The organism is Paenibacillus pseudetheri (genome assembly GCF_924513355.1).
Classification (GTDB): domain Bacteria; phylum Bacillota; class Bacilli; order Paenibacillales; family Paenibacillaceae; genus Paenibacillus_AQ; species Paenibacillus_AQ pseudetheri.
Map to the genome: position 1 here is coordinate 28,723 of NZ_CAKMAB010000036.1, position 23,332 is coordinate 52,054.

At 45.8% G+C, this 23,332-nt stretch carries 21 protein-coding genes and 1 riboswitch; of the genes, 1 reads left to right on the top strand and 20 read right to left on the bottom strand.

The features are described from left to right. Positions 1-151: 151 nt before the first annotated feature. The 7 genes from yabN to pth all read right to left on the bottom strand — a co-directional run bounded on the left by yabN (position 152) and on the right by pth (position 10,010). Positions 152-1,651, bottom strand: a complete 1,500-nt coding sequence (gene yabN / locus L1028_RS23950; protein WP_234540337.1) for a bifunctional methyltransferase/pyrophosphohydrolase YabN — start codon at positions 1,649-1,651, stop codon at positions 152-154. 66 nt (positions 1,652-1,717) lie between these two features. Beyond that, the gene (locus L1028_RS23955; protein ID WP_234540339.1) at positions 1,718-3,400 is read right to left on the bottom strand and encodes a putative polysaccharide biosynthesis protein; all 1,683 of its coding nucleotides are present in this window, start codon (positions 3,398-3,400) and stop codon (positions 1,718-1,720) included. A gap of 148 nt (positions 3,401-3,548) precedes the next feature. Further along, positions 3,549-4,091, bottom strand: coding sequence for a stage V sporulation protein T (gene spoVT, locus L1028_RS23960; protein ID WP_234540341.1), 543 nt, complete (start codon positions 4,089-4,091; stop codon positions 3,549-3,551). Between the two features lie 356 nt (positions 4,092-4,447). After that, positions 4,448-5,491, bottom strand: coding sequence for a peptidylprolyl isomerase (locus tag L1028_RS23965; protein ID WP_234540343.1), 1,044 nt, complete (start codon positions 5,489-5,491; stop codon positions 4,448-4,450). Further along, entirely contained in the window at positions 5,478-9,002 is a 3,525-nt protein-coding gene (gene mfd / locus L1028_RS23970) for a transcription-repair coupling factor (RefSeq protein ID WP_234540345.1), read from the bottom strand. Before mfd ends, L1028_RS23965 begins: the two co-directional genes overlap by 14 nt. 131 nt (positions 9,003-9,133) lie before the next feature. Continuing rightward, positions 9,134-9,364: an anti-sigma-F factor Fin gene (gene fin / locus L1028_RS23975; protein ID WP_234540347.1), complete on the bottom strand. Its 231-nt coding sequence runs from the start codon at positions 9,362-9,364 to the stop codon at positions 9,134-9,136. A gap of 85 nt (positions 9,365-9,449) precedes the next feature. Continuing rightward, positions 9,450-10,010, bottom strand: coding sequence for an aminoacyl-tRNA hydrolase (gene pth, locus L1028_RS23980; protein ID WP_234540385.1), 561 nt, complete (start codon positions 10,008-10,010; stop codon positions 9,450-9,452). A 125-nt stretch (positions 10,011-10,135) separates the two neighbouring features. On the opposite strand from pth, the gene L1028_RS23985 reads away from it, so the two are divergent. Continuing rightward, positions 10,136-10,336, top strand: a complete 201-nt coding sequence (locus tag L1028_RS23985; RefSeq protein WP_234540350.1) for a hypothetical protein — start codon at positions 10,136-10,138, stop codon at positions 10,334-10,336. Positions 10,337-10,522: 186 nt separating this feature from the next. Here the strand turns inward: L1028_RS23985 and L1028_RS23990 are convergent, their stop codons facing one another. From L1028_RS23990 to L1028_RS24050, 13 genes are all read right to left on the bottom strand, one after another. After that, the gene (locus L1028_RS23990) at positions 10,523-11,476 is read right to left on the bottom strand and encodes a ribose-phosphate diphosphokinase (RefSeq protein ID WP_036678796.1); all 954 of its coding nucleotides are present in this window, start codon (positions 11,474-11,476) and stop codon (positions 10,523-10,525) included. A gap of 87 nt (positions 11,477-11,563) precedes the next feature. After that, the gene (glmU, locus tag L1028_RS23995; RefSeq protein WP_234540387.1) at positions 11,564-12,955 is read right to left on the bottom strand and encodes a bifunctional UDP-N-acetylglucosamine diphosphorylase/glucosamine-1-phosphate N-acetyltransferase GlmU; all 1,392 of its coding nucleotides are present in this window, start codon (positions 12,953-12,955) and stop codon (positions 11,564-11,566) included. A gap of 281 nt (positions 12,956-13,236) precedes the next feature. Next, positions 13,237-13,524, bottom strand: coding sequence for a septation regulator SpoVG (gene spoVG / locus L1028_RS24000; RefSeq protein ID WP_020425826.1), 288 nt, complete (start codon positions 13,522-13,524; stop codon positions 13,237-13,239). 210 nt (positions 13,525-13,734) lie between these two features. Further along, entirely contained in the window at positions 13,735-14,562 is an 828-nt protein-coding gene (gene purR, locus L1028_RS24005; protein WP_042183840.1) for a pur operon repressor, read from the bottom strand. Between the two features lie 76 nt (positions 14,563-14,638). Beyond that, a complete protein-coding gene (gene ispE, locus L1028_RS24010; RefSeq protein WP_042183839.1) occupies positions 14,639-15,493 on the bottom strand; it encodes a 4-(cytidine 5'-diphospho)-2-C-methyl-D-erythritol kinase in 855 nt (284 codons plus the stop codon). A 140-nt stretch (positions 15,494-15,633) separates the two neighbouring features. Further along, the gene (locus L1028_RS24015) at positions 15,634-15,810 is read right to left on the bottom strand and encodes a small, acid-soluble spore protein, alpha/beta type (protein ID WP_042183837.1); all 177 of its coding nucleotides are present in this window, start codon (positions 15,808-15,810) and stop codon (positions 15,634-15,636) included. Between the two features lie 135 nt (positions 15,811-15,945). Beyond that, on the bottom strand, positions 15,946-16,221 hold the full coding sequence (gene veg / locus L1028_RS24020; protein ID WP_019914493.1) for a biofilm formation stimulator Veg: 276 nt from the start codon (positions 16,219-16,221) through the stop codon (positions 15,946-15,948). A 396-nt stretch (positions 16,222-16,617) separates the two neighbouring features. Beyond that, positions 16,618-17,520, bottom strand: coding sequence for a sporulation peptidase YabG (yabG, locus tag L1028_RS24025; RefSeq protein WP_234540352.1), 903 nt, complete (start codon positions 17,518-17,520; stop codon positions 16,618-16,620). Positions 17,521-17,591: 71 nt separating this feature from the next. Further along, positions 17,592-18,476 carry a 16S rRNA (adenine(1518)-N(6)/adenine(1519)-N(6))-dimethyltransferase RsmA gene (rsmA, locus tag L1028_RS24030; protein WP_042183833.1) on the bottom strand — a complete coding sequence of 295 codons (885 nt, stop codon included), beginning with the start codon at positions 18,474-18,476 and terminating at the stop codon, positions 17,592-17,594. Then, positions 18,473-19,024, bottom strand: coding sequence for a ribonuclease M5 (rnmV, locus tag L1028_RS24035; protein WP_234540354.1), 552 nt, complete (start codon positions 19,022-19,024; stop codon positions 18,473-18,475). The genes rsmA and rnmV overlap by 4 nt, the downstream gene beginning before the upstream one ends. Positions 19,025-19,200: 176 nt before the next feature. Then, the gene (locus L1028_RS24040) at positions 19,201-20,364 is read right to left on the bottom strand and encodes a 3D domain-containing protein (RefSeq protein WP_234540359.1); all 1,164 of its coding nucleotides are present in this window, start codon (positions 20,362-20,364) and stop codon (positions 19,201-19,203) included. Between the two features lie 282 nt (positions 20,365-20,646). Further along, positions 20,647-20,876, bottom strand: a riboswitch (cyclic di-AMP (ydaO/yuaA leader). 197 nt (positions 20,877-21,073) lie between these two features. Then, a complete protein-coding gene (locus tag L1028_RS24045) occupies positions 21,074-21,844 on the bottom strand; it encodes a TatD family hydrolase (RefSeq protein ID WP_234540361.1) in 771 nt (256 codons plus the stop codon). A gap of 111 nt (positions 21,845-21,955) precedes the next feature. After that, the gene (locus L1028_RS24050) at positions 21,956-23,239 is read right to left on the bottom strand and encodes an HD domain-containing protein (protein WP_234540363.1); all 1,284 of its coding nucleotides are present in this window, start codon (positions 23,237-23,239) and stop codon (positions 21,956-21,958) included. Positions 23,240-23,332 lie beyond the last annotated feature (93 nt).

Genomic DNA, 23,332 nt, shown 5'->3' on the forward strand with positions numbered 1-23,332 from the left:
AAAAAGAAATAGTTATTTCTCAGAAATCGTCGCAGAATCTATTCTATAGCACTATTAAACTACTGGCCACATTCTAAATCAGAAAATAAAAGCTACATCCACAGCATTGCCCCATTTTGGAGTCCATATACCGTAAAGGGGCTGTGAATCACTAGACTTTTCGCTCCTCAGCCTTAGCCTCTTGCCACAGTTCTTCCATCTCTTCTAAACTACTATCCTTTACGCTCTTTCCCTTGCGCTGCAAGCTTTGCTCAATATATTGAAACCGGCGCACAAATTTGCGGTTAGTCCGGGTTAATGCCTCTTCCGGATCTGCACCGATAAAACGAGCGACATTCGTAACTGCAAACAACAAATCCCCAAGTTCCAGAATTTGATCATCTGTCGCCGCATCTGTGTCAATCGCCTCCTGCAGCTCATCGATCTCTTCACGAATCTTGGCTATGCAATCCGTAGCGTTGTCCCAGTCAAAGCCCACCTTGGATGCTTTTTTCTGAAGCTTGTATGCCTTCATAAGGGCAGGCAGGTCACGCGGAACACCACTAAGAACGGATAATTCCTCTGGCTTCACACCTTTACGCCGCTTCTCTTCTGCCTTCATGCCCTCCCAGTTTTTCAGCGCTTCTTCGGCATCATTCGCATTGGTATCCCCAAATACATGAGGGTGACGGAAGATAAGCTTATCATTCAGCCCTTCAATGACGTCATACACGTTAAACGTGCCAAGCTCCTCCTCCATTTGAGAGTGAAGCATAATTTGCAGCAAAAGGTCGCCCAGCTCCTCTTTCATATGATCGGGGTCATCCTCATCAATCGTTTCAAGGACTTCATAGGTTTCTTCGATTAAATTTTTACGCAGGGATTCATGTGTCTGCTCCCGATCCCATGGACAACCTTCCGGGCTTCGAAGAATATCGACAATCTCATGCAGACGGGCAAAGGTACGATTTCTTAGATTCTCGTCGTGATTCGCAGGTACATAAACTAATGACAAGTTGCCATAACCGTCGAGTCGATCCAGTTCGTATAGTGGGACTCTTACAATGCTTTCTTCGTTCTCGACACCGAGTGCATGACCCACAACAACTTCATATTCAGGCGGGTACAGTTCCATCAGACATAATTTTGTCTCCGAGGCTGTAAAGCTATCGTACACCTGACCAATCAGGGTATGTAATTCAGGCTGAAGTTGAGCACTGCGAATGCCTGAAGCATCTAGTAACTGAAACCCTTCAATGGGGTCAAACCCCAGTCGAACAAACGCCTCGTCAAGAAAGCTCTCCCCACCCAATATTTGCAGTTCAATGCCTTCCTCAGGACACCGCTCGCGCAGCTGCGAAACCGCTGATTCCGCAACCATAGGATGACCCGGAACCGCGTAAACAATATCCGTACCGTCTGCTGCTGCTTGAGCCTCTTCAATCAGTTTTGAAGTAATCGCTGCATACACCTCTGGAAACGAGGATAAAGATTCATACAATCCATCAAAGGACTGTGAAGTTATTTCAAGCTCGGAGAGGGCAGCCATGACTGGATGCTCTTTTGTGCGGACATAGACAACGGATGCTGCCTTCAGCTTCTTTATAATTCCTAGCGTCAACCGATCAGGGTTGCCTGAGCCCAGACCGACGACCGTTAATGTTGCACTCATGTCTGTTCCTCCTCTTAAGCGGCTGTTTCAGCAGACCGCATTTTTATATTGTGATGTAAACGTTGATTAAGGGAATAATCGCAGCTTCTTCAGCTTGTCCGCCAGGGACGGGCCGAAGCCCGGAAGCTGGCGAAGCTCGCTCTCGCTAAGGAGCCGAAGGGCTATAGCCCCTACGGCAAAGACAGCGCAGCCTGCGAGCACACCGAGCAGGCTCTGCGCCAAGCTGGCAGTGCGCCCGCCGCCGATGCCAGCGGCCGTAGCCGCAGCGTCCACGCCCCAGCTGGCGGCTGCGGCGGCAAGAGCCAGGCCCGCTGTGAGCAGCGCGGGCCGTGCCAGGGCATCTGCGAGGCGAAGCCGCAGATGGCCCTGGCGGTACAGCAGCAGCACGTTGAGCGCTGCTGCGAACGAATGCGCGGCCAAGCCAGCGATGGCTGCGCCGGTAATACCCTGCTGCGGAACCAGCAGCAGGTTCAGGGCCGCCTTGAGCAGCGCGGCGGCCAAAAGATGCAGGGCCGGGGCGCGCACGTAGCCGAGGCCCTGCAGGAGCGCAGCCGAGATGATGCTGACCGTACCGCCAACAGCGGTTAAGGCCAGCCAAGTCATAGTGCTGCTGCCGGCGGTGTCGCCATAAAGAGCCATATTAATCGGCTCAGCAAGCACTGCAAGGCCCGCTGACGCTGCTAGCCCTAGCAGCCAGAACCAACGCAACGACAAGCTGCAACGGTTCTCGATCAGCTTCATGTCTCCCTTGTACTTCGCCTCTGCTAAGGCTGGTATGAACACGACAGACAAAGAAGTGGCAATCATCGTTACAATCTGCACTAGTGGCAAACCACGATTGTATACACCAAACTGTGTCATCGCCTCCACTTCGCTTCCTACAGAGGATAGCAAGCGAGGTACAGTGAATACATCTACAAGACCGATAAGAGGCATTGCCAGTGCGCCAAGCATCACGGGAATTCCATAAGCCAGCAAGGCCCCTGCTTTAACGCCCATAATCCGTTGATTCGAACGCCCCTCATTGTCTGCACTAGGCAACTTTAAATCCTGGCATTCGACAGAAGTGGCATCATCTACAGGAGCACCCTGTCTTAACCGCTGACGATGACGCCGCAAAAATAGCAGCATAACCACAAGCCCTGCTGCCCCTCCCCCCGCTGAGCCGAGCAACGCACCGGCAGCAATACTCTCAGCGCCCGCACCCAGTGAAATCAAGTATAACAACAGTACAATCATCACCGTTACGCGTACGGACTGCTCTACTATTTGAGACACAGCCGTCGGAACCATATTATGAAGACCCTGAAAGTAACCCCGAAGAGCTGACATGATTGGAACAACCGCAAGTCCCCAAGCACTTGCTCGCAAAGCGGGCATCACATGCGAGTTCCCGACCCACTCCGCTATAATCGGCGAACCTGCATAGGTGATCGCTCCGATAACTAAACCGCTAATGCCCGTGATTACCGCAGATAACAGCAGAATCTGCCGACCCTCGCCCTCCCGCCTTCCGGCAGAGGCTTCAGCGACAAATTTGGATATGGCCGCTGGCAGACCCAACATCGCTACCGTTAACAACATCGTATACAAGGGATAAACTGTGTTGTATATACCAAATACCGCATCTCCGCCTAGATTTTGCAGCGGGATCTTTTGGAGTGTACCTATAAGCTTTGAAATAATTGCTGCGGCACTCAGAATAAATGCCCCCTGCAGCAGCCGTGATGTTTGTGTGTTAGATTTCATAAAGTACCTGCTTCTACAACTTTAATGGGATGAATTTCTATATTATAACGTATGTATACCCACAAGTAGAAACGGTTTTGTAAGAACGGCAAAACCCCGTTTACCCTTTGTATATCTTACCAAAAGGAAAGCGGGGTCTATATTACGATTACTGCTCCATTTGTTTGCCAAGGAATGCGGCGGCGGTTTCGGCCATTTTAATTTCCATTGATGACATTTTCGCCGAATCATCCTTGCTTACCATCACTACACAACCAATAGGATCTCCACCGGAAATGATCGGTGAGGCTACATATGAGGACACCAAATCCGGATGATCTTTAGCGATTTCATAACTGCCTTCGTTGGTTTCCAGTACAGTCTTACGACTATCCATAACCTTCTCCAAAAGAATCCCTACTTGTTTCTCCAAATAGTCTTTCTTGGAGCCCCCAGCCAGTGCAATAAAGGTATCACGATCAGCAATCATTGTAATATGCCCAGTCCCTTCGAACAAGGACTCCGCGTACTCTTTTGCAAAGTCACCAAGCTCGCCAATCGGGGAATATTTCTTGAGGATGACTTCACCGTCCCGATCGACGAAAATTTCCAGTGGGTCGCCTTCTCTAATCCTTAGAGTACGTCTAATTTCTTTGGGAATAACCACTCGTCCGAGATCATCAATACGCCGAACAATTCCAGTAGCTTTCATTTCACATGTGCCCCGCTTTCTTAAGAAGTATGGTCTTACTACTGTCCATTATGGGAAAGGATAATCCCAGTGATTTATCGTAATATCTGACCATAGTATTCATCTCTTCCCAGATCCTTATACATAAGCTGACATGTATTAATATCTGTATCAAGATAAAGGCCGTTCTAAAGATGTTTCTTCGAACAAGCATAAACGCCTTCGGCGTCCTTAATAAGGACGGTAAGCGCTTAAGCGAGAAATATAAGGAAAAAGTATAGTGTGAATCTTATACTACCTTATATTTATAAAAAGCCATCTTCACATTAAGTGAGGATGGCTTTTTCTAAGGTAAGCTTGTCCATTTTTACCGATGTTTATTCAGCAGCTTTTGTAGCGCTTGGGGATGCGCTTGGCGCTGTAGTGGCTTCTGTTCCGCTATTTTTTGTTCCGGATTCATCTGCGGCAGCAGAGCTCTTCGGCAGATTGATGCTCTCAATAATGCCTTCCAGATCTTTCTCCATGAACGCCTCTAGGTTCTTGGACACAATAGAGCTCTTAATGCCTTCTTTTTGCTCATCCGTTAACTGGTCAAAGGTTTTATCGGTGCGGGACTCTACCTTGATGATGTGGTAACCATAAGAAGTCTCTACAGGATCACTAATGGTATTCAAAGGCAGCGTTTGAGCAGCCTTCTTAAACTCATCTACATACGTTCCTACAGCCTTATCTTTATATTCTCCGCCCGTATCCTTTGTTTTTGTATCGTCAGAGTATTCTTTAGCGATTGCTGCAAAATCAGCACCGCCGTCCAGCTTTGCCTTAGCTTCCTTCGCGATTTTTAGTGCTTCTTCGCTAGTGCGCTCTTTGCTGCTAGCATCTGTCAGACCGATTAGCACATGACGCAAGGTCGCTACCGTAAAGTCACCTTTTGTAGCTTCAAATTCTTTGACAACCTGATCATCTGTCACTTTAAGCAGCATATCCTGATAAACCGTTAGCACACGCTCCATATAACCATGGATATCACCCTCTGTAACGTCAGCGTCTTTTAGCGTTTTCTTATATTTGTCGCCCAGAGCTTTCTTCAAATCAGCGATTTGCGAATCTGCCTCTTTCTTCGCCTGCTTCTTTGCTTCATCCGTTGCTTTAGAAGCTAAGTATTCAAAGCCCACTTCCTGCTTCAGAATCGACTCCTTAAAAGCCTCAATCTCTAAATATTGCGCTTGCTGTGGGGAGAGGAATTTCATGATTTTTTGATCCATAGCAAATTCCTTCTCTGTAATCGTTCCACCTTTATAAGTCGCTACTGCCTTGCTATCATCAGCACTACTACCGCATGCTGCTAGCATAGAAAAGGAAACCGCTGCTACCAATGAAACGAGCAGTACTTTCCATGATTTTTTTTTATTTAACGACATTGTGTAGTTCTCCCTTCGATTTAAAAGACTGTTTAGCTTCCTTAAGAAACTGTTCAAGCAAGTCAAGCAGCTGTTTATCACTTAAGTCTTTTGACTTCACTCGGATACTGGCTTTAGCATCTCTATCGAATTGTACACGTCTTTCGAAGCTATTTCCAACTTTGGCGAGTTTCGCCGTATCCAGAGCGCCAAGACTTCCCTCATAGAAATTCAGGGTAACATCATCACCACGTCTGATCATGGAATCAATGCCATACATTTTTCCATACACTTTCAGACGAGCAACAGTTAATAGATTAATAACTGCTTCAGGCAGTTCTCCGAACCGATCCAAGAGCTCATCCTCAAGCTCAGAAGCATCATCGAAGGATGTTACTGCCGCAACTTTTTTGTAGATTTCAATTTTCTGGATACTGTCGTAAATATACTCGGATGGCAGATATGCGTCAATCGACAAATCAATGACGGTATTGCCCTCTTTGAGCGAGGTATCTTCCTCTCCAAGCACAGTAACCTTACGCTTGCGGATCTCCTCCGCCAGCATTTGTGAGTATAGATCAAATCCCACGGACGCAATAAAACCATGCTGTTCTGCACCAAGTAAGTTACCGGCACCACGAATAGATAAATCCCGCATCGCTATTTTGAAACCAGAACCCAGTTCCGTAAATTCCTTAATCGATTGCAGCCGCTTCTCTGCCACTTCAGTCAGAACCTTGTCCCGCTGATAGGTAAAATAGGCGTACGCAATCCGGTTGGACCGGCCTACACGTCCACGTAATTGATAGAGCTGAGACAAGCCCATCTTATCCGCATCATGCACAATAAGTGTATTTACGTTAGGAATATCTACACCCGTCTCAATAATACTTGTGCTGACCAGCACATCGTATTCTCCATCAAGAAAATCAAGGATCGTCTTCTCCAGCTCCGCTTCCGACATTTGGCCATGTCCGATACCTACCCTAGCCTCAGGAACAAGCATAGAAATTTGAGCTGCCATTTCTTGAATGCCCTGCACACGATTATAGAGGTAGTAGACTTGACCGCCACGAGCCAATTCACGCTCTACAGCTTCCCGCGTAAGCGTCTGACTATGCTCAACAACATAAGTCTGCACGGGGAAACGGTTCTCCGGTGGTGTCTCAATGACAGACAGATCACGCACTCCCAGCATCGACATATGTAATGTGCGAGGAATTGGAGTTGCTGTCAGGGTAAGAACATCTACATTCGTTTTTAACTTCTTCAGCTTCTCTTTATGAGTCACGCCAAACCGCTGCTCTTCATCCACAATCAATAAACCGAGGTCCTTGAATACAAGGTCCTGAGACAATAAACGGTGGGTACCAATAACCACGTCAACCGTTCCTGCCCGAACGCTTTTAATCGTCTCATTCTGCTCCTTACGGCTGCGGAAACGACTTAGGACTTGAATATTTAGCGGATAATTTGCGAAGCGTTCCCGGAAGGTCTCATAATGCTGCTGAGCTAGAATCGTTGTCGGTACCAGTACAGCCACCTGTTTACCTTCAATCGCTGATTTAAAGGCTGCTCGTATAGCTACCTCTGTCTTACCGTATCCAACGTCTCCACAGAGGAGCCGGTCCATTGGACGATTCTGTTCCATATCCTTCTTAATCTCTTCAATCGCTCGAAGCTGATCCCGAGTCTCCTCGTAAGGGAACATTTCTTCAAATTCACGCTGTTCCTGTGTGTCCTTCTCAAAACCATACCCTGCTGCACTTTGGCGTTCGGCGTACAGTTTAATTAGATCATCAGCAATATCCTGAACGGAAGAGCGGACCTTATTGGTCACCCGCGTCCATTCATTACCGCCTAATTTATATACTTTCGGCTCTTTATCTTCTGAACCGACATATTTCTGAATCAAGTCAATTTGCTCAATCGGAACCGAGAGCTTATCGCCACCCGCATATAAAATATGCATATAGTCGCGATGAATACCGCTGACCTCCAGCGTGCCGATCCCCATATACTTACCGATACCATGGTTCTGGTGAACGACATAATCACCAATTTTCAGCTCAGTATAACTCTTGATCCGTTCAGCATTATCTATCCCTTTGGAGATCTTCCGTGCCTTCCGCTGCTTCTGAGAGAACATCTCTCCTTCAGTGATAACGGCTAAATGAATAGAAGGCAGCTCAAAGCCTGAACCCAGGTTTCCTTGTACGATCGTTGGCTCATCAATACCGTAGTCATAAAGGACTCTGCGCACACGTTCAATCCGTTCTTCACTGCTCGCAAGCATCATTACCTTTACACCAGACTTCTGCCAACGCTCCATTTCCGATTTAAGCACATTCATCTGACCATGGAAATCCTGCATCCCACGACTAATAAACCCAAGAATGTTCTGTGGTTGAATGTGTGGCACCTGGCGCAAAAAGATCGACATAAACAGGCTTTGGAACGGACGTTTGTACATCACAACATCTGTCTCGACAGAGAGATCCAGATCCGGCAATGTTTTGCCGTTTTGCATCAGATGGAGATTCCATTCGGACTCATCTCTTTCGAGCTGTTTCGCCGTTTCAAGCAGTCTTGTCGGCTCATCGAGAATAAGGATCGTATCCTGGGCCATGTAATCAAATAAATGAGAACGTTCAGGGTATAAAAGACTGATATATTTATAGATTTCAGGAAAACAGGTTCCTTCACGCAGCATTTCTAGCTCGCGTCCAATTTCTTCTTTTAGACGCAACTTAGCCTGCCGATCCGCCATTTTCTCGAGCTGTCGTTCCAGCATAACGGATGCCTCAGCAGAAGCAGATTCCTGGCGAAACCTGCTCGCTATGATCTCCTTAGCCGGTGTAATCTTCACACTTCGTACTTTATCAATAGAACGCTGATCCACTGGATCAAAAGTTCTGATGGAATCAACCTCATCATCAAATAACTCAACCCGATATGCCAAAGGAGAAGTCATTGGATAAAAATCAATAATTCCACCTCTTACGCTCAGTTCACCGCGATTCTCAACCCGCTCTACTCTTTCATAACCCATTTCGATCATGGACATCAAGAATTCATCCAGAGCAAGCGTTCCATCCTGAGAAACCGTAACCTGCGCCTCTGCCATAACCTCTGGTGCAGGGAGCAGTCTACGCACTCCCGAGTAGGGAACTACAACAATACCACGGAAGCCCTGAGCACATTTGGTCAGTACATCAATACGCTGGGCTAATGTCTCTGGACTTGAGACAGCCGCTTCCGCAGCCACAAGTTCATTAGCAGGATAGAGCAGAACTCGTTCCGGGGAAAGCGCTTCCTGTAAATCATCGGCCATTTTCTGAGCCGAAAACATATTATGAGTCACCACAAGCAAGGGACGAGCTGTCTCTTCATGCAGTGCTGCAAGCATGATCTGTCTAGCTGAACCTGTAAGCCCCGATATGAGCTGCTCTTTCATACCTGCAGCTACACCCTGGGTGATAGACTGGAAATCGGGATCCTTAGAAAAAGCTTCTATAATACCTTGTAACAACAGGCGCACCTCTCTTACTAAACAGGCTAACGGAAGCCAAAGCCACCGTCACCTATTATGATTGGAATCGAAAAGAAGCCTCAGCTGTAACGCCAAGGCTTGCGGATGACGATAGAGACAGGCGCTTTCACCTACTGAAGCGGACTCGTCAGCAGGCTGAGCTCCGGATTATGCTCTAAAGCCTCCTTGCAATATTCGCAAGTCACCTTTACCGTGATCTCACCTTCTGAATTATACGCTATTATATCTCTGCGCTCCACAGGGGTCAAGGAATGAAGGCCCAACTGCATTTCTGTAACATCACTTCTATTAATGCTGCCTAGAGATGTCTTGCAGTGCCTACATACATAGTTTATTGCCATCTATATGCCTCCTGAAAGTACTATATACCTTCAGTATGTCCGGGGAGCATCATCTTTAGCCTTCATAACCAGCAGAGTTTACAGATCAACCATTAAATTTAGCCATCGTCTGTTCGAATGAATTCTTTAAGCTGAACTCCAGTGCATCACAAGTATTAAGGACCATCTGCTTCAGAGGATCGCCTTCCTTTTTAGGAAAAGAAGAGAGAACATAATCTACTATTGCAAAACCCGGTTCAGGACGAGAAATGCCCATTCGTACCCTATTAAAGCTTTGTGTACCCACATGCTGAATGATCGATTTAATTCCGTTATGCCCACCAGCACTTCCTTGATAACGCAATCGAATCTTTCCAATTTCGGTATCCAGATCATCGTAGACGACGATCATATCTTCTAGTTTAACTTTGTAATAATCCATATAAGCGCGAACGGCTTCACCAGACAAATTCATAAAGGTCATCGGTTTAATCAATACGGTTTTTACTCCCCCGATAACGCCTTCACCGATCACGGATTTACATTTGCTTTGGTTGAAAGAAATCCCGTTCTGAGCCGCAAGCTCATCCAATGCCATAAAGCCAACATTATGCCTTGTTTTAGCATATTGTGTTCCCGGATTTCCCAATCCGACAATCCATTTCATTATCGAACCTTTCCTTTCCATTCGGGCTCTCCGGCAAGAGAAGTCCGTTTTTGGTACAATAGATCTTATCTACATACTCTTAAGCAACCAGAGCGAAATTATACTCCGAAGACAGGTGATAACCTATGCTACATCAAGGTGCAATCTTAACACATCAGCGCGATTTTCAGTACCATATCCAATATGCTGTGCCTGTGGAAATATACAGAGGCGACGTGCACATTGACATTGGTGTATTGACAGCAGTGGACGAAGGATTCGTGGAGCTGCAAGGGACACTCTATAACCGCAGCATATTCACCTTTGTCTCCCGCGCCGGGTATTGAAGCCAGCGCTTCTACCTGCATCACGCCGATAAGGGTTACATCTCCGAGAACGGAGGTGTAACCCTTTTGTACAATATAAGAATGTATAAGTTTCACGTTATACATTATCCTTATATTTCTCGCATAAACGCTTACCGTCCTTTTGGGACGCCGAAGGCGTTTTTGCTTGCTATTATTGATTTATATTTATTCAATTTCAAACAATTTACTAATCGACAACTCTTCATGAACGCGGATAATTGCCTCACCCATAAGTGGAGCCACGGACAACACTTTGAGTTTAGAAGTTGGGTTCGCGCTGCGAATTGGAATCGTATCTGTCACGATAATCTCTTTAATTGGAGAATTCTCCAGACGTTCATGTGCAGGACCAGACAATACTGGGTGTGTACAGCAAGCGTATACTTCCTTCACGCCGCCTTCCATCAAAGCATTAGCACCAAGTACAATGGTTCCAGCAGTATCGATAATATCATCGATCAGAATGGCTGTTTTACCTTCAATATTACCGATAATATTCATGACTTCGCTGACATTCGGCTCTGGGCGACGCTTGTCTATAATTGCAAGCGGAGCGTTCAGAAAATCAGCAAGCTTTCTTGCACGTACTACACCGCCGTGATCTGGCGATACGACAACTGGGTTCTCGATTTGTTTGGAACGGAAATACTGAGCCAGGATGGGAACTCCCAGCAAGTGATCCACTGGAATATCAAAGAATCCCTGAATCTGCATAGCATGGAGGTCCATCGTAATTACACGGTGAGCGCCGGCTTTTTCAATCAAATTTGCTACCAGCTTGGCCGTAATAGGGTCACGGGAACGAGCTTTCCGATCTTGACGAGCGTAACCATAGTAAGGGATAACCACATTGATGCTTTTTGCGGAGGCGCGTTTGAGTGCATCCACCATAACTAAAAGCTCCATTAGGTTGTCATTAACTGGGCCGCAGGTGGATTGAACAATATACACATGGCAACCCCGAACGCTCTCTGACAGCTTGACCTGAATTTCTCCATCGCTAAAACTTGTAGTATGCGATTCACCCATCGGAATTCCGATGTAATCAGCGATTTGACTAGCTAGCTTTGGGTTGGAGTTACAGGTGAAAATCTTTAATTTAGAATCACAATAAGTCATAAAATTTAAACCCTCCGTGACGGAATTTAGCTTTCCAAAGGCGCCGGCGCGGAAATATAAGTCCGTCCGGCGCTTCTTAGCAACGCTTTACGATGGACTCGAGTGGTCTTTCTTCGCTTTTGCACGGGAACGGATCTTCTCTGCATATCCCGGTTTATTCTCCTGCCGTACTCTGGCAACAGCCAGATCGTTCTCTGAAACGGAACGCGTAATTGTCGAACCAGCTACAACAAAAGCCCCTTTGCCCACAGAAACCGGTGCGATAAGGTTAACGTTACTACCGATAAAGGCATCGTCTTCAATTGTTGTCGTAAATTTATTATACCCGTCGTAGTTAACAGTAATCGCACCGCAACCGACGTTTACATTTTTACCCACAGATGCGTCGCCAATATAGCTAAGATGTGACACCTTAGAACCGTCACCAATCGTAGCATTCTTGATCTCGACGAAATCTCCAACCTTAACTTCTTCTCCAAGTATAGAACCTGGGCGCAAATAGGCAAAAGGCCCAACGGTAGTCCGTGCGCCAACTTGTGCTTGATTCAGTACGGACTGCTTAATCGTCGCGTCGTCCATGATCTGACAATCTTCGATTTCGCTTGCCGGTCCGATCACACAGTTCTCACCGATTACAGTTTTACCCTTCAAGATGGTTCCTGGATAGATCATTGTATCTGACCCAATGACTACATCTGCTCCGATATAAGTAGAGGCAGGATCTATTATGGTTACGCCACCCAGCATATGTTTGCGGTTGATACGTTGACGCATAATACCTTCCGCATCAGACAAAGCTAGACGGTCATTAACACCAATAGACTCGTTAGCATCCTCAGTCTGGAATGCTAGAACAAGATCACCTTGCTCACGCAGAATACTGATAACATCTGTTAAATAATATTCCTGTTGATTATTGCTGTTAGTAACCTTCTCTAAAGCTGAAAATAACTTGATGTTATCAAAGCAATAAATTCCTGTGTTGATTTCATGAATAGCTGCCTGTTCGGCATTACAATCTTTCTGTTCTACGATCTTCATTAAGCCGCCATCTTCACTACGTATAATCCGTCCTAATCCAGATGGATCATCCATTACTGCGGTTAATACAGTCGCTGCTGCCTGACGCTCCTCATGCAGAGCCATCAATCCTATCAGCGTCTCCGATGTAATAAGTGGAGTGTCACCATAAGCAACAATCGTCGTTCCTTCTTCACCACCGAGCAAATCCTTAGCCTGTTTGACAGCGTGACCAGTACCGAGCTGAGTTTCCTGCAGCACGTATTCCGCACTTTGCCCTACATAGGCCTTAACCTTCTCTGCGCCATGCCCAACAACAACAACGGTGCGCTGACATCCGGTCGCCTCTACTGTATCAAGCACGTGCCCTACCATTGGCTTACCGCAAACGGGGTGCAGCACCTTATATAATTTAGATTTCATTCGCTTGCCTTGACCTGCGGCAAGAACTATAGCCATTCTTTTCAAGAATGCCAACCTCCTACTCTTGAACTCACTACTGAATATATCTCATTCCGGGCAAAAAGAAAAGAGAACCATGAAGTCATGGTTCTCTTTTCTATAAACCCCATGTTAGAAAAGCATTTATCGCTGCCTTTCGAAGATGTCGTCAAATCCTTCACTAGCGCTAGCTTTTCTTGCAAGATCAAGCTGCTTAAGTCATGAAGTATATTCGGTATGATCTTATCAAAAACGGCGGATCCTACGCCACCCAAAAGGTAGCCGTCTTCCGAGGCAGCCTAAGCTCCCTCTTCAATAACTTCTTCTTCTTCAGTAGCGGCGCGATCGTACTCGGCCAGAACCGCGGATTGAATCTTCTCGCGTGTTCCCGAAGAGATCGGGTGAGCGATATCGCGGAATTCGCCATCCGGTGTACGCTTGCTGGGCATTGCAACAAACATCCCGTTATTACCATCGATGACGCGAATGTCATGAACAACAAACTCGTTATCGATTGTAATGGATGCGATTGCTTTCATTCTCCCCTCAGAGTTAACGCGGCGGAGTCTGACATCCGTAATTTGCATGTGTGTGTTCACCACCTTTTTCCATCAGAGACTTGGTGTATAATTCCACACAGCAAAGCGAATTCCTTCTTTTTGATTCCATAAAATACCTAAAAAAGAAATATATTTTTTAGGATCTGTTGTTTTCGACACGCATAGGGTGATTTTCTTAATATCTCTTACGTTTTCGACAATTTCCACGCTTTTTGAAAACAAAGAAACGCCAATCTATCAAGAGGAAAAGTAGTTACCCGGATGCGCAGAAATCCGCCGCTCTTTCGAGTCTACCTCGCTTAGTTTCACTAAAGAAACATAGTCATGCAACAGACGCTCTTCCGTCTCTACTGCGCCTGATTCGACCAACACACCCACTCCAGCAACTTCGGCATTGAACTCACCGAGTAAATCAACCATCCCTCGAACGGTCCCGCCTGCCTTCATGAAGTCATCTACAATGAGTACCCGTGATTTCTCCTTGAGTGCTCGTCTAGAAAGAGACATGGTGTGTATGCTCTTATGTGATCCAGATACATAATTAATGCTTACTGCTGATCCTTCTGTAACTTGATGATCACGTCGTACCAGCACTACTGGCAATCCTAGCTGTGCTGCCGTTGCATAGGCTAGCGGAATCCCTTTAGTTTCTACTGTCATCACCACATCGATTTCCGATCCATAAAAGGCCGTTGCGATGATCTTCCCTGCTTGCTCCATCAAAGATGGCAGTCCAAGCAGATCCGACATATACAAATAACCACCAGGCAATATCCGATCTGTCTGTTCCAGCTGCACACATAAACGTTTAACAAATGAGAGCGCCATTTCTTTAGGCATCACAGGAATATAACGTACTCCACCTGCTGCACCGGCTAAGGTCTGAAGCTCTCCAATGCCCTCACCTTCAAATACTTCTTTTATGATGGCCAAATCTTCACTGATGGAGGACTTAGCCGCTCCATACCGATCGGCAAATATAGACAGCGGCAGCAGGTCATGTGGCCGCTCAAGTAAAAATTGAGTCATGTCTACCAAACGTTGGCTTCTTTTTAATTTCTTCACGGAATGCTCCTCGCCAAAACCGAATATTTTATGAAAAATATATCACTTTTGTACGGGTTTACACAAGAGAAGCATACTAATTGAGTGATCTCACTGCATAGACTTCCTTGCAGAACCCTCGCAGTCCATTATATATTCTTGCTACTTTAGACTGCTTGGACACTAAACCGAACACTGTAGGACCGCTGCCGGACATTAACACTCCGTCTGCTCCGAGCTTGACCATCGCCTCTTTGAGCTGCTGAACCTCTGGATGCAGCTTTAGGGTAACATCCTCAAGCACATTGCCCAAATGATTACACACGCCCCCAAAATCTCCAGCTTCGATCGCGTCCTGCATCTTTCGAGCCGAAGGATGAACAGCTATATTATTGCTCCGCACACGTCCGTATACTTCTGCAGTCGATACATTGATAGGTGGCTTAGCCAATACTACCCAGCATTGCGGTGGGTTCTTAATCGGCGTCAGCTTCTCGCCACGGCCTGTTGCCAAGGCAGTGCCTCCTGTAACGCAGAAAGGTACATCTGAGCCAAGCTCAGCGCCAAGCTCCTGCAGCTCCTGCGCAGGTATACCTAGGCGCCACAGTCGGTTCAGGCCACGTAGCGTAGCCGCTGCATCGCTGCTGCCGCCAGCCAGGCCAGCTGCGACCGGTATTCTTTTATCCAGATGGATATGTACTCCACTCTTCACGTTATAACGTTCTTTAATAAGCCTAGCCGCTTGAAAGGCCAGGTTCTTCTCATCTAGAGGAATATAACCCGCTTGACTTGATATTATAATAGTATCCCTTGGCAGCTCAGACAGCTCTAAACGGTCTGCTAGATCTACCATGGTCATAATCATTTCCACCTCATGAAAACCGTCAGCACGCTTGTGCAGCACATCCAGCATCAAATTAATTTTAGCTGGTGCCTTCTCATACATTTTCAAGGCGTTCACCCACCTTCAGCTTTTCCCGTAAAAACAACTTAACATATTATATGAAAAACTTCTAATGAAGTCCAATAATAAAAGGGTGTCGCCCGTTGGACGCACCCTTTTTCGTTAAATAATTGTTCACACGCTAAAGATTAAGATTTCCGCGCAGCCTCTTCAGCGAGCTGAATCGCTCTTTTTACCATGTTGCCGGCATCCTTCGCCCGTATTCCTCCCCAGCCTTCACGTTCCACCGTTTCGTAAAAACCAAGCTCCTTGGCTAACTCTGTCTTTAGTTCTTCCGACATCATGCCTCGTTTTCTGCGGCTCATTACGGAATTCCTCCCTTATGAAAGAAAATGATAAACCGATTGCTCAATTAGTATGCTTGCTAAGAACAAGGATCATTCACTGAATGTTTATCTGCAAATAAAAAACAGCCTCCAAAGGAAGCTGCTCGTGAAACATTAAGCTTTAATATACATAATCCGCATCTGCCCATCGTCTTCACATACTGTGATTTCCACAGATTCAGTAAGGATATCGGCATAGCTATAGGAGACTCGCTTGAATGTTTGCTGCTCCTGATCCAGTTTGACAATAAATACAGAAGGGTACGTTTCTTCCAGGACACCGGTGCGTTCTACGGTTTTACGACGACCTCCGTTTGCACGCAACGTGATCTTATGACCGACGTGAGCTTCGAGACTGCGTTTGATTTCCAACAGCGCGTTATTAGCCATTGCCTGACGACCACCTCTTTTCTTGTCCATTATACAACTTCCCCAGGTGTTTGTCAAAGCAAATAAATAATTATAGATGATGAATATTTGGTTGTCAACGGAATTTTTTTGCGGAGAATCAGAGGCGAACTAATACCCTTGTTATCTGTAATAGGTTTACCACAAAGCAGGAAAAATAACATTGCCGATCTTTAAAGATAACTACCATTTCACGTAAGCATAAACGCCTTTGGCGTCCCTTAAGGACGGTTAACGTTTATGCGAGAAATATAAGGATAATTATACTTTCTTATATAAAAAAAGGGTTAAGCTCATCGCTCACCCTTTCTTCGCGTTACTCTATTCGGCCACTCGAAATTACTTATAAGCTTTGAAAAATAGACCTGTGCCCGTCGATTAAATTGCGGAAGGTGTCACTTTTAGTGCTGACAGGTTCTGCAGACGCGGCATCCCAATACGAAAGCTTCCACGGGTCTCAATACCGCCGATTCCCTGATTACCACTAATGGTGTTATTCAAAACTTCACTCAGATTCACCGTATCCCTAATGGGCGTGAACGACGATTTTGCCGCTACATAAACTGGGTCTAAGGCATGGATCAATATCCGTCCAGGAGAACTGGCGAAATTCGCCCCTGCCCCCAGCAGTGCTTCAAAATGTGACTGACAAGCACCTGCAACAATCGTCAACGCATCAAAATTTCGCTCATAATCCCTAGCTACCCTAATAGCAGCTACGAAGTTTTGCGAATTTTTATAGCTGTTCAGACTGTGAAGATCGTAAGTATGCTGTTGCTTCAGCACCCCGTCATGACCGGTAATCACCACAATATCTGGACGCACGCGGGGCAGCAGCCGGTATAAAGTGTCAGCCATTGCGGACTCATGAACATGATGACCTTCAGCAGGGATCCGCAATTGCTCGTATAAGCTAAGGCTCTTATTCAAATACGCCGGATCGCCATCCAGATGCAGTACTTTCCCCGGTACTTCAAAATAAGCAGCTTCCTTGGGCGATGGAGCCCATGCTCCTTCGGATAGAGCGCTCCCACTCCGCTGACTTTGCTCCTGTCGGTCTTTCCGCAGCTGCGTCAGTGATTCATTCGCTTTAATCTGTGCTTGCTGTCCTCGTTCCGTAATTCGGGTAGGAGGCACTTGAACCAAGTCATTCAGAGGAGAGTCCGCCAACAGACGGAAATCTGTGCCTTTAATGACGGCTCTGTCCTGCACAATATGATCTACACGAAAAGTCAAATCACCACCATAAGATTTACGAACGACCAAGTCTCCTAAATTCATTACAACCACCACCTCTACCCCATCGTATGGGCAAAGGCCTCAGTTGGTTCATAACTAGCTATGTTTTTAGCTTATTCAATTCCAGCAGCCAACAGAACACCGCTCAATCGGGCGTATTCTTCTAGACTTAACGTTTCTCCACGACGGGTTGGTTCGATACCAGCTTCTGCGAGTAAAGCCTCCAGACGCTCACGTCCCTCTTCGGGGAAGTAACGAGCCTTGAGATTGTTAGCAATCGTCTTGCGACGCTGTGTGAAAGAAGCTTGGACGACCTCAAAGAAGTGCTTCTCACTCTCCACTTCTACCGGTGGACGCTCTCTTACCTTTAGACGGATTACAGCGGACTCCACATTAGGTTGAGGAATGAACACCGTACGCGGCACAATGCAGACGAGTTCAGGCTCGCTGTAGTACTGCACGGCAATGCTAAGGCTCCCGTATTCCTTCCCTCCCGGAGAAGCAGCCATACGCTCCGCAACCTCTTTCTGAATCATTACAACGATGTTATCAAGCGGAAGCTTCTCTTCAAGCAACTTCATCAGAATCGGAGTAGTTACATAATACGGCAGATTGGCAACTACGCTTACCTTGTTCACAGATGCAAAATCTTCTTTGAACAGCTCCTGCAGATTTACATTCAGAACATCATCATTACGAACCTTAACATGCGGATAAGGGGAAAGTACGTCCCTTAAAATAGGAATCAGCCTACGGTCGATCTCCACAGCGGTCACCGCACCAGCGGTTAGCGCCAAACGCTCCGTCAGGGCACCAATCCCAGGACCGATCTCCAATGCCCCTGATTCACTATCTAGCCCAGCAGCGTCTACAATCTTGTCCAATATATTTTGATCAATCAAAAAATTCTGTCCTAAGCTCTTCTTGAACTTGAATCCATAACGTTGAATAATTTCTTTCGTCCGTTTTGGAGTCGAAATTTCCTCTCTACCACTCATGAAGTAATGCCCCCCTGATCAATTTGGGCGAGAGCTCCGGCAAATTCCTCCCGCGTAATTCCAAACATTGCCAGCCGCTTGTACAGCTGCTTACCATTACAATATCCGATTCCAAGCAAATTACCAAGTGCCATACGTCTTTCAGCTGCCCGAGGGTGTACAAGCATTCCAGAGGCCATTAGATCATCAAGTCCAATTAAAGCAGGTGCACCTTCAAAAGAGGTATGTACATTCCGTAGCGCATGACGAATCGCCTCTGGAGAAGCGTTCTCTACACCGATATCTCCCTTGCGGGTTGCGTCCTTCTCCGGAATGAAGGCATGCTTGCAGCCCGGCACCTTTGCGGACACAATCTTACGAATTCGTTCACCCGCGTGATCCGGGTCAGTAAGGATAATCACTCCTCTGCGCTCCATAGCAAGCGCGATCTTCGCAATTACAGTCCGGTCTACAGCCGAGCCCCCTGTTTCGATCGTATCTGCTTCTACAGCGCGTTTAACAGCGACGGTATCACTCTTACCTTCAACGACAATTAATTCCTTAATCATATCTCTTGACTCCTTCCAAAAAAAGCAAAAAAGAAGAGGTTTCGCTCCTCTTCTTTTGGTTAAAGAATGTATAAGTGATGAGCGGTTGCTCTGCGATCAACGAAATGATCATCTGGCGTTCCTTAACGGTTATCATCACTATAGCTTATCAAAGAATAATTTGCAAAAGCTTCACCCTAGTTTAACTCCGGCTTCACAGGTCCAATCACATAAACGGCACGTGATTTACGACCGAAATTACGGACATGGCTCAGTGAATCGTAATAGACATCTACTTTATTGCCTTTAATGGCACCGCCAGTATCTTCTGCTCGGCGGAATCCAAGCCCCTCGATATATACCCACCAGCCAATAGGGATTACATTCGGGTCTACTGCAATTGTACGACCTTCCGTTACGCGTGTTCCGGAGGCAGTTTTGGTACCTATACCTGGCTCTTCTGATGAATAAGCAGTCATGGAGACGTTCTTAATCATCTTCTTGTACTCAAAGTCTACGCCAGCCTTGCTTGTGACGTTATTAGTCTTGGCGCTAACCTTAGCCGTTTTTGAAGTGGTGTTTGATTTGGAAGTTGTTGTAGTCTTAGCTACAGCCGGCTTAGGAAGTGCTTTGATACCAACGGCAATAATCTTATCTTTCGTTACCGTTTGTACTTCCTTACCAATCATGCGCATAGAGGCCAGTTCTCCGTCTTGGTAGATCTTTTCAATATGCTGAATCATGACACCTGGTTTGCCTGCCTGTGCCACTCTAACTGTTCCCACAGTAAGGGAGGGGTCTGCTGTCTTGATGACTCTGAAGGGTAAGTTAGTTGTTCGCTGTACGGTCTGTTTGTTGATGCGAACAATCTTAACCTCCATGTTTGCAGAAATGGTGGTGTCTAACGAAGGGAAAATCTTATCATGACCTTCTAGGGTAATGCCCATTTTCTGAATTGCTTTACCAATTGTATCCTCGGTCGTATATAACGTTTTTGTTGCTCCATCCGCAGCAAGACTGATTTTCTGCGCACGATTGATAACGACACGGTCACCGTCTTTTATTTCATCACTCAGACCTAAAGATAGTTCATCATGCGGCTGCAGCGAAATTTGCTCTTTCTCCAACACATCACCAAGAAGCGCTTCCCGCGTTTCAAGCGTCTGTGTTTGCCCGTCTATTACTAAAAATAATTGTTTGTTACTTTGACCGTGTACGTACAGCAGAATAAGTAGCGCGATAGCGACTGAAATCACGCCTGCAAGTAAAAGTACGCGAGTATTTACTTGCTCCCACCGTAATGCGAAAGACCTGCTGGATGACTGCGAATCATGGGATACTTCTGGTTGGAATACGCCCATTCTCTCCATCCTCCTTACATAGCCCCGTCGTCAATTGTATATCATGAGGACTGAATTCCTTTGACGAAACTATTTGAGATTGTCACAGGACACGTTACGTAATAACTTAGCGTCTCCTGCTCATGGATCGCCTGCTCGGCACAGCTACTCCCACCCCTGTTATATAACAGTATGTGGGCACCATTCTAATTATTCAAAAATAAAAAAGCCTAAAAAGAGTTCAACTGAGGACTCTTTCGTGGCTTCTCCAATGTCTGAATAGAGAATGCTTGTGCACGAGGTTGCCTCTCTTACTTGCGCTTACGGGGTTAGCTGTCGGGTTCGGACGAAAGAGAGACGCCCTATTTCGGGTCACCCGCTCATGGCGGTTGCCCTTAAATTCACCCCAAAGACCACGTGAAGAAATCAAATACTGTCCTACGGCACGTCTAAACCGTATTTAAAATACAGGCATGCGGCAGGTCAATATTGGTTCCCCCGTTCTCCATACGGAGACTCAGCGAGACGATCCATGAATCAATGGCTGTCACTATAACACAGCTCACATCACTGAAAAGATGATATCCTGTTTTGATGCATGTTGTAAAGGACGATTCAACCACGTTTACGCAAAAATATGGTTAAAATATTGTAATATTCAGCCGTTTTTATATTAAAAAAGTTTAATATATCGGCCATTCTCTATTTTTCGCCTGTTTTGCTCCCGTTTTCACTCAATCCCAAATCGTTCCAGTGCGTTCGCATACGTTATTTTAGCCAATTCTTCCCATGTTAACCCTTTAATTTCAGCTGCTGCCTCTGCTACCAGCTTCACATGAGCGCTCTCATTTCGCTTCCCGCGGAAGGGGTGTGGAGTCAAATATGGAGCATCGGTTTCGATCAATAATCGGTCTAGTGGGGTCTGCGCAAGCACTTCTTTCGGCACTCTTGCATTTTTGAACGTAATGGGTCCTCCAAAGGATAAATGAAAACCAAGATTCAAGCACATTTTAGCTGTTTCCCAGCTTCCTGAGAACGAGTGCATCACGCCTCCAACCTCATTTGCTTTTTCCTCCCGTAAGATCCGTACAACATCCTCATGGGCATCACGATCATGAATACAAATCGGCATATTTAATTCACGGGCTAGTCCAATTTGCTTGCGGAAAACTTCATGTTGCACATCCTTGGGAGAAGTATCCCAGTAATAATCCAGTCCGATTTCACCAATAGCCACTACTTTTTTATGACTGCATAGAGAAGCGATCCAATCGAGATCTCCATCTTTCATATCAATCGCATCCTGAGGATGCCAACCCACTGCCGCATAAATATAATCATAAGATTCTGCCAGCTTCATCGTTGAAGGAATCGTCTCCCGATTAAATCCGATATTAATCATCTTGCTAACTCCTGCTTCTACAGCACGAGCGATAACTTCTTCGCGATCCTCGTCGAATTGAGGTGCATCCAGATGCGTATGTGTGTCAAACAGAAACATTTTAACCTTCACTCCTTGTTCTTTTTTAAATATAAGACAGTATAAGTTTCACGCTATCCGTTATGTCTTATTTTTCTACTCTTCTTGTCAAAAATCCCATATTTTCTTGTATTATTTTGCAAAAATCTCTGCTATAGAAGCAGGCAATCGCGTAAGCGCATTTCTCAACTTATCCTGAGGAAAATAAAGATGATATCTGCCACGGTGAATGCCGCTAATAGAACGCACAATATCAGACACCTCTGAAATTTCCCGCAGATGATCATGCCGATCAAGCAGCAGAATTTGTTTATTGTCAAAAGCTTCTCCCGGACGGAACACATCATAGGGCAGATCTGTTGGAAAATCAATCTCCAAATCATATTCTGGGTGGAGTCCCACTGCCTCAAAACTGCTGCGAATTTCAGTAATCATATCTGTATCGAGATTCTCCATCTCAACGTATTTATACAGTTTACGGTGAATAAAACGGGTACACAAGTCACTTAGTAGCTCATCTTTCTCAAGCGTCCACTGCATAAAAGCCGTCTGTACCAGTGCTTCATCCAGCATTAAATATTGCTTCACTGTCACCTCACCACGGAACAAATCCTCCAGCGGATTAATCATGAAACTAAAATTGTACCCCTCTTGGAAAAGCTCCCTAGCTCTACGGAAAATTTGTCGTAAAATAATCTCTGAGCTGCGTGTCACCGGATGAAAATAGACTTGCCAGTACATTTGATAACGCGACATTAAATAATCTTCAATGGCATGCATTCCCGATTCTTTTACAACAACACGACCATTATAAGGACGCAGCATTCTTAAAATCCGATCAATGTCGATCGTCCCATAGTTTACACCTGTATAGTACGCATCACGTAGCAAATAATCCATGCGATCAGCATCTAGCGGACTGGAAACCAGATTTACAACAATTTCATGCTCATAAGTTTTAGCGATTACAGAGGCTACTTTACGAGGGAAATCCTCCTCCACGTCACGCAAGATCTCAGTAATCTCTGTGTCCTCCAGAATAATTCGACAAGTCCAATCCTCATGATTCATTTCAAAAGCTTCTTCTATAGAATGGGAAAATGGACCATGCCCCAGATCATGCAGCAAGGCCGCACACAAGGTGAGCAGACTTTCTTCAGGAATCCAATCCTTATACCCGCTTCGTTCAAATTGCGAAATAATTCTACGTGTAATTTCGTACACCCCTAGGGAATGAGAAAACCGACTATGCTCTGCGCCATGAAAAGTGAGATACGAGGTACCCAGCTGGCGAATTCGGCGTAAACGCTGAAACTCCTTTGTATTTATTAGTCGCCAAATAATAGTATCCTCCACGTGGATATAATTGTGAACCGGATCTTTGAAAACCTTTTCTTCTGTGAGCGGCTGCTTCATGAGATCAACTCCTTTTTTAAATTTAATATGATTTTAACCAATATAAGTATATAATAAGTAATTATGTCGTACTTTGTCGAATAGTGACGTTTT